Origin of the sequence: Kineothrix sp. IPX-CK (assembly GCF_039134705.1) — a bacterium.
GTDB lineage: Bacteria > Bacillota > Clostridia > Lachnospirales > Lachnospiraceae > Kineothrix > Kineothrix sedimenti.
Genome location: NZ_CP146256.1, coordinates 2,451,741 through 2,464,704 on the forward strand (window position 1 = coordinate 2,451,741; position 12,964 = coordinate 2,464,704).

Genomic DNA, 12,964 nt, shown 5'->3' on the forward strand with positions numbered 1-12,964 from the left:
TAATTTAAAGCTAAAGAATCCTCCCACCTATCAGCGCAGTTGTTTTCTACAGGCACCCATTATTCATATATCAATTCATCCTCACTCACCGTCGCCGCATCCAAGACGATATAGTCGTACACATTCAGTCCATATGCCGTATTGGACTGCACAACGGAATATTCATCATTGCTGTATAAAATATTGACCTGCTTGAAATCAGCATATCCCTTATTGATGTTATATACCCCAATCAGGCTTCCTCTCTTGCTCACCGCATATTTCTCCGTACCTTCAGGAATTATAAGATAATCCCCTATTCGAAGGGTGGAATCATCCACATAATATTCCTCATCCTCTTCATTGTAAATCGTAGTCTCCACAAACTCCGTCGTAGCTGTTCCGTCCTCCGTGTAAGCTTCTCTCAACACTCCATAGGAACTACTGTTTCCGCCTTTTGTAACGAAGCTCTTGGGTACAATGAAAAATTCCTTTTCCACTATAGCGGAATTGGGAACCTTTAATCCCGATTCGTCTTCCAGAATGAGCTCAATATCTACAAAACGATCCGTACAGAACGTGATCATAGAATTGGTGAAGGCGAGCTTGACAAAAATATCGCCGTCTTCATTTGTATAAGAGTCCACCTTGCCCCAGGACGTTTCCTGGTTTTTTAAGAATTTTACCTTTACGTATTCCGCTTCGAGAAGCTCCGCTTCTCTGTCCTTATCGACCTGGATAACTAGCGACCAGTCTTCGCTTGTGGATAATTTATAAACAGGGTCACCCGCCGCAATCAATTCATTGCCTATTAACTGTTTTTTTTCGTAGTTCTCTTGTGAATACAACGCCTCGGTCATCTGCTCTAAGGTCAGCGCCTCATACCCATCCGTGGAATAGACGACAATACCTGCCGCAGGCGAAATACACTGCTTTACCAGCCCCTCCAGCCCTGAAGTCTGAATGGCATCTATGCTCTCCAAGATATTATAATTGGCCAGCTTCAGGACAGTCCCCTGCATACTGTATTTAAAGTCATAAGCCGCTGCAAAACTTTTCGGATCGAAGGTGCTGGAAAATCCTACGATTTCCGTCTTCAATTCTGACAAATCCGCCTTGGACAAAGAGTTTTCTCCCGAAGAGTTGGCGTTGATATAATCGGAGAGTTTGCCAGACTCATCCACGGCATAAACGAGGTCGCCCGCCGCCACTCTCGCTCCCTCTCTGGCAAAATAATTCACATATCCGGCATCGTCGGCCATCACCACCGTCTCGTCCCTGAGCGCCACCGCCTTGTATATATTATTGATAGATAGAGCACCCGCCTTGACCTCATAAGCAACGACATGCTTGGAGGTAAAATACATGAAGGTACAAATGATGATATAAATGAAAATAACAGCAAAAATTATCATCCCTATATTAAGATTGAGCGGCTTTCTATATTTTGTTACCTTATTGGAATTCTGATTGTTCAATCCAAGACCTCCCAGGCTTTGCTTTGCAAAGGAAAGGCCCCGGCAAGGTATCCGAGGCCAATTAAAATCAGTAAAACGAATCCACAATACTTTCCTGATTTAAAACTACTATAATTAAAGAGCTACAATAACCTTTGATTTCATAACTTCAGGCAATTCATGTTCATCTAATGAAATACTCAAAACGAAATCTACGCCAAACGATTCTCCAATTTTTTCTAATTTTTCAATTGCAGGAAGGGTGTCCTTGCCTTCCAGACAAGCTATCTTCAGGAAGCTGTCGAAATACATCTGTTGTAGATCGTGATCCTGAGATATAATACCACAGATAAATCCAAGAAACTCATCGCTGTTAGTGATCATATAATCCATTACGTTAATTAAACGAATCTTGTTGTTCAATTCATACATATGCTTTGTACTTTTGTCTAAATATGTAATATTTCCCGATGCTGTTTTCACCTCGGCATTTACCTTATCCAGTAAATGTTTTGTCTTACCTTTTCCCTTATTGCCTACTATTAATTGAACCATTGGTGAACCCTCCTATAGTAAATTCGGCCCATAAAAACTTATTAATAGGCCTATTTATATTATAGTTTATATTATATTAAAAAACAACTGTTAATTCTTTATTTCGCTCAACAAATCAGTCATATCCTGGTAAAGAATATCCTTATCGTCTGCGCGCAGAATTACGGAAATATATGGCTTACCCGTAGAATCCCTGGAGAGAATAATCAGACAGTGTCCTGCCGCATTAGTAGTCCCCGTCTTTCCGCCGATAACCGTTATCGCATCAGGAGCGTTCTTCTCCCCCTGAAGGTAAAGATTCGTTGTATTTACAGAAATCTCTTTATCGTTTCCGTTCTTGTCCTTGTACACGGTTGTATAGGACGGCATGGAAATAATTTCATTGATCAGATTATATTCCAGGGCTGCATTAAAAATCAGATACATGTCATAAGCCGTCACGTAATGATTGTCCGCAGTAAGCCCGTGAGGATTCACAAAATTGCTGTTCGTGGCTCCTATCTCCTTCGCTTCCTGATTCATCAGTTCGCTAAAGCCCTCCACAGAACCACCCACGCCCTCCGCAATCATTACCGCAGCATCGTTTGCGGAGTTGATGAGAAGCAGATGGAGCGCCTGCGTCAGTGTCATCTTGTCCCCTTCCTTTATTCCCACGGTCTGGGCGCCTGATTCCGTAATCTTTACATTGGCGGAGGCAGCCAGAACTTCGTCGGGAGAGCCGTATTTCAACGCTACCAGAGCAGTCATGATTTTGGTCAGGCTGGCTGGCGCCAGCTTCTCGTATACGTTTTTCGCTAAAATGGTCTCATTGGTAGACAAGGAAAAAAGTGCTGCGGAGCTGACCTGACTAAGATCCAGGTCCTCTGCAACAATATCTCCATCCACAACACATAAATCCGCCGCGAAAGGCGTAGCAGTATCCACAGCTTCTTCCGAAACGGAAATGCGGTAGCTGCTTACCGGATAGTCGGGCGAATACGCCATTTCATAAGGCGTGCTGCCGCAGCCGGTAAGAATGCTTCCTAATAAAACTGTACTTATACTCAAACAAAAAATTCTGTTATCTATACATCTCACGCCACTCTAAATCTCCTCTATCCAGCGATTTTATCAGTAGTTCTGCCGAAGCCAGATTAGTCGCCAACGGAATGTTGTAAACATCACATAAACGTACTACATTATTAACGTCAGGCTCATGAGGCTTAGGAGTCAGCGGATCGCGGAGAAAAATAACGAGATCCATTTCATTGTGCTCAATTTGTGCACCTATCTGCTGTTCACCCCCCAGATGACCTGCCAGAAATTTATGCACGTTCAGATTCGTAACCTCTTCAATCAGTCTCCCTGTCGTTCCCGTTGCAAAAAGTTCGTTCTTGCTTAAAATCCCTTTGTAAGCAATACAAAAATTCTGCATCAATTTCTTTTTTGCATCGTGTGCAATCAGTGCAATGTTCATAGTTATACCCTCTCTTATGTTAATATTTATTTTTACATTGTAAACCAACGTTTAAAACGAAACCGATCCCTATATACAAGCTGACTAAGGACGTCAGCCCGTAGCTTACAAAGGGAAGCGTGACTCCCGTATTCGGAAGCAGTCCCGTTGTTACGCCTATATTCAGGAAACCTTGGAAACCAATCAGTCCGGCCATTCCGGAAGCTATAATGGCACCGGCGACATCTTTCGACCTGCGCGCCACCAGAATACATTCCAAGGTGATGAGAATGATGAGTACGATTACAGTACAGGTACCTATGAAGCCAAATTCCTCTCCGATTACCGCAAAGATAAAGTCCGTCTGAGGCTCCGAAATGAAATTGCCGTTTTTAACAGAGCTGATAACGTTCGTGTTATATCCTTTTCCATGAAGCTGTCCGGAACCAATCGCCATAATGGAATTCAACTGCTGATAAGCCTCCGTCGTGGCATACTCCTCCGGATACAGCCACGCGAGGATACGCGTCTGCTGATAGTCTTGAATCAGATCCTGATCCGGCTGAAGGACGATGGTCATTACTATGATAAACGCAGGAACCGTAACTGCCAATATTCCGGCCACCAGCTTCCAATGAACACCGCCTACAAACATAATAACACAAAATACTACAGCAAGCACTATCGTAGTTGATAAATTCGGCTGCTCGTAAATTAAAAACAACGGGGGAAGTATGAGCAGGCAGCATATTGCAATGTTTTTGAAGGTGTTCAATTTTTCCCTATGTCTCATTATAAACTGTGCGTAAAACAGAATCAACAAAATTTTCGCAGTTTCCGACGGCTGAAACTGAATTCCGAACAGTTCCACCCATCGCTGGGCGCCGTTTACCAGCTCGCCCATCACGGCAACCAGCACGAGAAGGACGATATTGGCCAGATAACAGAGCCAGTACAGCTTAAGCAGCACAGAATAATCAAAAAGAGAAATTACGACCATGAGAAATAAACCGAGTATAAATCCGGCAATCTGCGTTTTCTGCACTGATTCTTTTGCACTGCCCACGGCTAAAATACCAATAACAGTGAGGGAAATCACCAAGATAATAAGCTTAAAGTCATAATCCCGTATTCTGTATTGTTTCAGCATCTTTTTTCCCTCCAAGTTAAGCCGCTTTTTATTTTGAGGCCGCTTTTTTATTTATTCACGTCAATAATCGGAATGTTGGCATATAAAGACGGAGTCTTCATGCGCCCCTTTGTTCCCGTTTTCGTGATTTGTATTTCCATGCTTTTTGCATCGATTTTCATGTATTTTGAAATGACCTTTGCGATGTCCGTTTTTATCATGTCCATCATTTCCGGAGAGCAGTTTACCCGGTCGGATATCAATAATATTTTCAATCTATCCTTGGCTATTTCCCGGGAACTCTTCCTCTTAAAAAAATTTCCGAATCCCATCAAAACTCCTCCTTAATTTTTGTGAAATATACCAGTTACTCTTGTCCAGAAAGAAATCGTCTTCTCGAAATCGATAAAAGGGATTTCTTTGCCGAGTACACGTTCGCATATGTTCTGATACGCGCGCCCTGCCATAGTATCATTTCCTACAAGAGGTTCTCCCTGATTGGTAGCTATCACTACATTTTCATCGTCCGGTACAATACCAATAAGAGGAATGGAAAGGATGTCCACAACGTCCGCTGCGCTCATCATATCTCCTCTCTTTACCATATCGTACCGTATTCTGTTGATAATTAAGTCGATTTGTTTGAATTCGTTGGCCTCCAAAAGACCGATAATTCTGTCGGCGTCCCTAATAGCCGAGACCTCCGGTGTGGTCACCACAAGTGCCCTGTCTGCGCCGGCTATGGCGTTTTGAAAGCCTTGTTCGATTCCGGCCGGACAATCCAGAATGATATAATCGAACTGCTCCTTCAGCTGATGAATCATTTTTATCATCTGCTGAGGAGTGACTGCAGTCTTATCCTTCGTCTGGGCGGAGGGCATAAGATACAGGCTCTGGTGACGCTTGTCCTTGATGAGCGCCTGCTTTACCCTGCACTTTCCTTCGATAACATCCACCAGATTATATACAATCCGGTTCTCCAGTCCCATGACGACATCAAGATTCCTGAGCCCGATATCCGTATCGATGAGGACCACTTTCTTTCCCATGGCTGCCAAACCCGTTCCTACGTTTGCAGAGGTGGTGGTCTTTCCTACCCCGCCTTTTCCTGATGTGACGACAATTACTTCACTCATACCGATTCCTCCAAGATGAATAATTTCGTCCACTAAGCCTGTCCGGGCGGACAATAATCCTTACCTATTACCCATTATTATAGTGTAAGGTCGCTCAGTAATTCTTTTGTTATAGATTCCATCACTACTCTGTTGTTTTTCACGTAAGCAATTTTCGGCTGTACCTTCTGTTTAATAGGCCATTTTATCTGTTTATCGTTATTTTTATATTTGAAATCGCCGATTTTTAATTTCTCCGGCGACATTTCAAGCGCAACTACAAAATGTCCTTCATTTCCGCTTCCTCCGGCATAAGCCTTGCCGAAAAGTCCTCCCAGGATAACAATGTCCTTCGTGGAAATGATAGCGCTGCCGGGATAAACGTCTCCCAGCACGACGATACTCGATTCGGTCTCCAATATCTGACCGTTTCTCAAGGTCCCCCGGTAAAAATGGCCGTCGTTTTCCTGCTCGCTGTTTCGATATTCTAATTGCTGCAAAGCCCTTAAATAATTCTGGTTAGTCTCCTCATCCTTTCCTACGAGGCAGACAATATGTAAATCCGAATTAGTAATTATAGTATCCAGTACGTACCGCTCCTCCTCCTCCGATAAATGCCTTCCTTCCAATGAAATAGCCATTTTTGCATCTTTAAAAAAATGGTTGGACTCCTTGAACTTAAAGGCGATTTCATTCAAAAGCTCCTCAAAAGAAAGCATCGGATCCAGATAGACCGATATCCCGTTTTGAAAGCTCTTAATAATTACAGCATTTCTCATTATGATCTCCATTCCGCTTCGACGCCGCAATTCCTGCGTCGAAACACATTCCTTTTTGATTAATCCGTATTGATGCTGCCTCCGGTAAGAGCCTCGGCAGTACCAGTTATATCTTCTTCGTCCACCAGATCATAGTAATACTGAATGACATCTTTTGCTATCTGCGCCGCATAATCCGACGTATATCCGTTGGCCACTCTCGTCGCAATAGCGATTTCGGGATTCTCATAAGGAGCATAGCATACGAACAAAGCATGGTTAGGACGGCTCTTGCTTTCCTGTGCGGTACCGGTTTTTCCGGCAACATTCACACCCAGGCCGCTGTAATAGCTCTTCGCCTCCACAACCGCGCGCATGCCGGAATGAATGCTGTCCCAATAGGATGCATCCATATCGATAGTATTGCGCACTTCGGCGGAATAATCCTCCAAAGTATTTTTATTGTGATCTGTCAATTTGTCCAATAATGTTAAATTATAACACGTTCCACTGTTTGCGACCGTTGTAACGTATCGCGCAAGTCCGACAGTGGTGTAGTTATTCGTACCTTGTCCGATGGCGGAACGAACCGCGTCTTCGTCGGATACTTGTGGCTGGGATTCTTCTATTTCCACACCGGAGGTCTCTGTCAGCCCGTACAGATCCGCATATTGTGTCAGCTTTTGGAGGCCCAGATCGGGAAGGTATCTGTCACCCAAAGTTCCAAGCCTATAGCCTACCTCATAGAAAAAGCTGTTGCAGGAATTCTTAATGCCCCCCGCTACGTTCAGCGAACCGTGGCTGCCTCTCGGCCATATCCAGCAGTGAGGCGGCGGATCGATTTTATCGAAGGTACCGGTACACACAATAGTGCTGGAAGTATTGATAACGCCCTCCATGAGCCCGGCAGTGGCCGTCACCATTTTAAAGGTGGAACCGGGGGCCGTCTTTTGGTAAGTGGCATAATTGATCATCGGTGTGGACAAGTCGTTTAGCAGAGAGGAGAAATAGTCCGCATCTACGCCGTTCGCCATTCGGTTATTATCATATCCGGGATAGGAAACAAGGGCCAGCACCTCTCCGGTATTGACATCTGTCACCACCGACGAAGCGGAATGCGGATCAAGGGCCAGCTGAGCCGGAGTGATATCCAGATTTCCTATACGCTCCAGCATGAAATCATAAGGCGAAAGAAGGCCCGAATTAAACCGCTCCAGCTCCTCCTCCTCCACTTCTACCAACTTCTGCTCCAGTAGAATGCTGCAAATCTGTCTTCCAGAAATATCGTTATTACGTATCATATACTTATATATCTTTTTATTAAATCCCGAATTGTTATCGATATTTTCGAAAATATACTCTAACAGCTGAGCATATATTTCATCGGAATTGGAATACTGACTATCCAAGTCAAGCTTCGTTACATCCACCCAGTTCTTGGAAATCACATAATTAAGGTATTCGTTCAAGCTGATGACCTCATCCGTAGCCCATGCTTTATATGTGGGGTCAGACTTATCAATTTCAGATTCCATAATTACCGAGTTAGAATTCAGCATCGAGGTAATGAAACTTTCATAAACCTGATACTCCAAAGACAGATTGTTATACGTTGTCTTCGTCTCCGTAAGCTCCTGGCGCAAAGTATTCACCACCGCATCCTTCTTGACAAGGAAGCTTTCATATACAGCCTTCTCATTTTCTCCCGCTGTCTTGTTCGAGAAATTGTTCATATCTATGACGTTATTGTTAAGCAATGCGAAATATACGTCGTCGATGGGGATGAGAATATCACTGCTGGAGGAATTTTCCCCCGGCTGGTATTCTTTGATATTGCGTATCTTCGTAAGAAGTATGCTGGCCAGCTTGGATTCCAGAATATCGTAAACCGTCTCTTGCAAATCTTTATCGATCGTAAGGAACAAATCGTTGCCCGCAATTGGTTCCACCCGATTGCTGGTCTCGATAACCTTTCCCATATTGTCCACCACCACGTCCTCAGAGCCCTTAGTTCCCTGAAGCTGTGCCTCCATGGAATATTCGATACCGGACTTTCCTACGGTATCGTTCAGATCATACTTGCTGTTCTGCTCCTGCAGAGTATTAAGCTCCTCCTGCGACACCTTGCCCGTGTAACCGATGATCTGGGAAAAATAAACGCTGTCCACATACTTTCTCACCGTATCTTCGGCCACATCCACACCGTCCAGCTCGTCGGTGTTTTCCATGACCACCGCTACCGTTTCCTCGCTTACGTTATATGCCACTGTTGTAGCGATATATTTCTGAAAGCTGTTTGTGCTTAGTGCATAGCGAATCGTCAGAATCTTTAATATCTCTTCCTTAGTATATCCCATCCCTGATACAAAGGACTTGCTGTCATCGGGATCCGTATAGGTACCGATTCCGAAGCGTTCGGTCTTGCACAAATCGTTTACTACCTCTGCCGCAGTCTTGGTCGCATACTTGTAGCCTTTTTCCATCATCTCATCGATGGTGGTATAGCCGTAAACATCTGCCAGAAAGCGCATGAGCTGTCTGTCCTCCACCGCAAAAGCATAATTGCCGTCGTTGTCGAGAATAATATTGAAATCGTTGACTACACTATCTCCATTTTTCTCAATCATCTGAATCAGCCGGTAAATCGTATCGTTTAAATTGGCATTTTTCGTTCTTCCCGACTCATAGACGTCTTCAATAGTCACGTTATAAGCCAGTTCATTATAAGCCAGGTAATTTCCTTCTCTGTCATAAATATTTCCCCGCGTACTGGCAAGGCTTTTTGTCTTCGTTGTCTTGAGTCTGAAATCGTTCAGATAGGTTTCTCCCTTTACGATTTGAAGATCGAAGACTCGGTAAACCATTAACGCCCCCAGTGCGATGAATAGGGCGGATAGTATGAGTAAGCGTATATTTACAGCATTCAGTAAGTTTTCTTTTAGATGTTGAAAGCGGTTAAACAAATTTCTTCGCACCTCTTTTCTCGCTGGTTTCCAACTTGCGGTTTATCCAAAGTATTACGGGATATAAAACGATCGTAATAACGATCGTATAAACGATCTCAGGCAATATAATATGCCTGAAATAATAGCCTATATTGAATCTCGCTCTCATTAAAAACAGCAGAGTATAGCACATCAGGCCATAAAACAAATCGCTTCCGATAATGAGCACGATCGGAAGCTTTATATCCTCCGGATAAAAAATACGGTTGAATTTCCCGTTAGTATATCCTATGTACATATAGAGCAGAGCGTAGAAGCCGATTACTTCCCCGAAGAACACATCGATGAAAAGACCGCTGAAAAATCCGATGAAAAGCCCGCTCCGTTCTCCTCTCATAAAGCCGAAAGACGCAGTGAGCACAATCAACAGGTTAGGAACGATTCCGCCAAAAGCTAAGGACGGGAATACCGTACATTGCAGTAAAAAACAGACGAAAATCAATAACGCCATCACTATCGTTCTTTTCATGTGCTCATCTCCTTTCTTCGTCTTTAAAAATACTTGTTAATTTACTGTCTGCTTAAGCTCCAATATGACGAGTACCTCCTCCAAATGCTCGAAGTCCACAGCCGGAGTGAGAAGACCTGATTTCGTGATATTGTTAGAATCTACATTCAGTGTGCTGATATAACCGATTAAAATATTAGGCAGATATTTATCGCTTATATTGGAGGTGACGATCTTATCGCCCTCTACCACCTTGTCCGCGCTGTCAACGAGCTGTTCGAAGCGAATCACGCCAGCTGCATACAGCTCCAAATCACCGGATACGATCAGATTGTCCGCCGTGGCAAGCACCTGCCCGCTGACATTGGAATTGTCCGCAATAATCGAGGACACCTTGGCCCAATTAGGCCCTACATCCACGATGCGTCCCACCAGACCTCCTGCAGCCATCACATTCATGTCCACCGCAATGCCGTCCTGTTCTCCTTTGTCGATAACGAAGGAATGGAACCAGTTACCCGCATCTCTTGCGATAATTCTGGCTCCGATTTTCTCGTAGCCCTCATATTGAGAGCCCAGTTTATACAGCTCTCTTAGATTGGTAAGCTCGTACCTGTCCTGCTGAAGCTCCGTATTATCGATGGTAAGCTGGTCAATCTGGGCCTTCAGCTCCTCGTTCTCGCTAAGCAGTTCCCTAATTTGCTGAAGCTCCTCAGTGCGGTTCGACAGCCATTTTCCCACCGAACTGATTCCCTGTTCAAAAGGTACAATAACATAACCCACCACTGTATTTAAGGGGCCGCTGAAAATATTCGTATTGAATGTGAGGATAATAGTTCCTGCACAGAGAATTGTTAAAATAAAAAGGAGATATTTACTTGGTAACGTAAACTTCTCTCCTCTTTTTTTTATGATTGGACTCATTTGCTCATTCCTTCAATCGCATATGCTACCGATTTATAATTATCTTCTTTAATGATTTTCGCAAATCCCAGCGCTACGCTCGTCATGGGGCTTTCGGAGACCTGAACCTTAAGTCCGGTGCCGTTACTCATAAGCTCTGCCAGATGACTTACCTGCGAAGCACCTCCAGTCAGATAGATTCCGTGTTTATAGATATCCGCTGCAAGTTCGGGGGGAGTTCTTTCCAAAATGACTTTTACATTATCAATAATCGTATTAAAGTTTTCCTTCAGGGATTCATCCACAAGGGTAGTCGGAATCTCGCGCTCCACCGGAAGCCCTGTAACGATATCTCTGCCATATACTACTGCGTCCTTCTGTGCCTTCTCCAAATCCTTCAAGGCGATCTTCACATTTTCTGCCGTCTTTCCACCGATAATCAAGCTGAATTCACGGCGTATCGCAGCGCGGATGGCATCGTCAAATTTCTGTCCGCCCACCTTGATCAATCTGCTCAGAACGATTCCTCCTAAAGAAAGTATGGAGATCTCTGTCGTATCATAGCCTACATTCACTACGAGCACACCCTGCGAGTTCTTTACGTCGATGTCCATGCCGAGTCCGTCGGCCACCGCTTTCTCTACCACCATAATCTTTCGCGATTTTACATTGGCATCTTTAATTAAATCGTAAAAAGCCCTCTTTTCCACTTCCGTAACATCAGTGGGCACCGCGATATAATAATCGGCGGGCTTTACATTACCCTTTGTCAGATCTCCGATAAAATATTTTATCAAAGTCTGCATGTTTTTAATATCAGCGATTACGCCGTTGCTAAGCGGATAAGAAATATGGATGTTGGCAGGTGCCTTCTCGTACATTTCAAAAGCAGAATTTCCGTAAGCAAAAAGAGTGTTCTTATTCTCGATGGCAATCATATTTTTTTCTATTATGACATTGTCATCGCTCTTGTTGTAGATTTTGATATTGCTCGTTCCCAAGTCAATACCGAATGCGTTGTTTCCCAAAGCGACAAACCCCTTTCTATAGTAAACCGGCTTCCTTGAAGCTCATATATTTGTTATCTCCGATGATGATGTGGTCCAGCAGGACGATATCGATCATGCTGCCAATCTTCTTCACTTTGTCCGTAATGAGAACATCCTGCCTGCTAGGGGCCGGATCTCCGCTGGGATGATTGTGCAGAAGCATAATGTGGACGGCTTCTGCCTTCAGTGCCGCTAAAAATACCTCTCTCGGAGAAAGCAGGGAGGTGTTCACCGTCCCTATGGATAAAAGGCATTCCTCCAAAAGGCAGGAACGATTATCCAAAAGAAGCAAAATTACCTTCTCCTTCTTCTCGTGCCTCAGCTTTTCCATGTAATATTCGGCAACTGAGGAGGGATTCAAAAACTGCAGCTTATCTCCGGCTCTGGACATAGCCATGCGCATGGAAAGCTCCGCAAGGCATTTTATCTTTACTGCCTTCACTTCGCCGATTCCTTTAATACTCATAAGCTCCTTTACCGTTACATGATGAAGCCCGCACAGCCCATTCTCCTTGACGGAGGGAAGAGCCAGCACTTGTTTCCCCAGCTCCACCGGGGAGTTGTCCGCAGTACCCGTTCGAATAATTATGGCAAGAAGCTCGGCTTCCGTCAAGACGCAGGCGCCTAAGCGCATGAATTTCTCATAGGGCATTTCCACGTTCGTAACTGTTGTCTGCAATAGACGATTGCTGTTCATAACACACTTCTTTCCCAAGCGCTCTCCGGGCAAAAGGAAAAGATGACAATGAGTCGAATACATTCATAAGTAAGATATACTCATAAGCTCATATAAAGCGATAAATAACAATGGCGGCAAAAATACCGATGATGCTTCCTATCGTTATTTTTATCGTGAGGCCGAAGGTGACGCTCAATATTCCCAAATCCAAAATAAAAGGGCTGGTAAGACCGAAGGTCTGTCCGAAATTAACCCATGAACCCGGGAAAAGGCTTCCAATGAACCCGCCGAGAACAATACCTGCGAGGATTAGCAGAAAGCAAGTCCAATTATTTTTCTTTCGCATATAATGCCTCCATATTCAATAGCATAACTAATATTCATAATATCACACATCGCTTTTCATGTACATAAAATTCCAATTTTTTTTTCTTAACTTTTCTTTAAATAAA

The 12,964-nt window shown here is 43.9% G+C and carries 14 protein-coding genes; all 14 read right to left on the reverse strand.

The window, feature by feature from the left end; genetic code table 11:
* Positions 1-59 precede the first annotated feature (59 nt).
* Positions 60-1,457: an HlyD family efflux transporter periplasmic adaptor subunit gene (locus V6984_RS11910; protein WP_342755856.1), complete on the reverse strand. Its 1,398-nt coding sequence runs from the start codon at positions 1,455-1,457 to the stop codon at positions 60-62.
* A gap of 114 nt (positions 1,458-1,571) precedes the next feature.
* Complete coding sequence (locus V6984_RS11915) at positions 1,572-1,991, reverse strand: twitching motility protein PilT (protein WP_342755857.1); 420 nt, start codon at positions 1,989-1,991, stop codon at positions 1,572-1,574.
* A 90-nt stretch (positions 1,992-2,081) separates the two neighbouring features.
* A complete protein-coding gene (locus V6984_RS11920) occupies positions 2,082-3,038 on the reverse strand; it encodes a D-alanyl-D-alanine carboxypeptidase family protein (RefSeq protein WP_342755858.1) in 957 nt (318 codons plus the stop codon).
* A 13-nt stretch (positions 3,039-3,051) separates the two neighbouring features.
* Positions 3,052-3,447 carry a methylglyoxal synthase gene (mgsA, locus tag V6984_RS11925; RefSeq protein ID WP_342755859.1) on the reverse strand — a complete coding sequence of 132 codons (396 nt, stop codon included), beginning with the start codon at positions 3,445-3,447 and terminating at the stop codon, positions 3,052-3,054.
* A gap of 19 nt (positions 3,448-3,466) precedes the next feature.
* The gene (locus V6984_RS11930; RefSeq protein ID WP_342755860.1) at positions 3,467-4,576 is read right to left on the reverse strand and encodes an FtsW/RodA/SpoVE family cell cycle protein; all 1,110 of its coding nucleotides are present in this window, start codon (positions 4,574-4,576) and stop codon (positions 3,467-3,469) included.
* Positions 4,577-4,623: 47 nt separating this feature from the next.
* On the reverse strand, positions 4,624-4,887 hold the full coding sequence (gene minE, locus V6984_RS11935; RefSeq protein WP_031389990.1) for a cell division topological specificity factor MinE: 264 nt from the start codon (positions 4,885-4,887) through the stop codon (positions 4,624-4,626).
* Positions 4,888-4,899: 12 nt separating this feature from the next.
* Entirely contained in the window at positions 4,900-5,691 is a 792-nt protein-coding gene (gene minD, locus V6984_RS11940) for a septum site-determining protein MinD (protein ID WP_342755861.1), read from the reverse strand.
* A gap of 77 nt (positions 5,692-5,768) precedes the next feature.
* Positions 5,769-6,461 (reverse strand): septum site-determining protein MinC, encoded by a 693-nt coding sequence (locus V6984_RS11945; RefSeq protein WP_342755862.1) that lies wholly within the window; start codon positions 6,459-6,461, stop codon positions 5,769-5,771.
* Between the two features lie 47 nt (positions 6,462-6,508).
* Entirely contained in the window at positions 6,509-9,292 is a 2,784-nt protein-coding gene (locus V6984_RS11950) for a penicillin-binding transpeptidase domain-containing protein (protein ID WP_342755863.1), read from the reverse strand.
* Between the two features lie 91 nt (positions 9,293-9,383).
* Positions 9,384-9,902 (reverse strand): rod shape-determining protein MreD, encoded by a 519-nt coding sequence (gene mreD, locus V6984_RS11955; RefSeq protein WP_342755864.1) that lies wholly within the window; start codon positions 9,900-9,902, stop codon positions 9,384-9,386.
* Positions 9,903-9,938: 36 nt separating this feature from the next.
* Complete coding sequence (gene mreC, locus V6984_RS11960; RefSeq protein WP_342755865.1) at positions 9,939-10,805, reverse strand: rod shape-determining protein MreC; 867 nt, start codon at positions 10,803-10,805, stop codon at positions 9,939-9,941.
* Positions 10,802-11,812: a rod shape-determining protein gene (gene mreB / locus V6984_RS11965; RefSeq protein WP_342755866.1), complete on the reverse strand. Its 1,011-nt coding sequence runs from the start codon at positions 11,810-11,812 to the stop codon at positions 10,802-10,804. The genes mreC and mreB overlap by 4 nt, the downstream gene beginning before the upstream one ends.
* Positions 11,813-11,828: 16 nt before the next feature.
* Entirely contained in the window at positions 11,829-12,548 is a 720-nt protein-coding gene (gene radC, locus V6984_RS11970) for a RadC family protein (RefSeq protein ID WP_342755867.1), read from the reverse strand.
* A gap of 70 nt (positions 12,549-12,618) precedes the next feature.
* Positions 12,619-12,858, reverse strand: a complete 240-nt coding sequence (locus tag V6984_RS11975; protein WP_342755868.1) for a DUF4321 domain-containing protein — start codon at positions 12,856-12,858, stop codon at positions 12,619-12,621.
* Positions 12,859-12,964 lie beyond the last annotated feature (106 nt).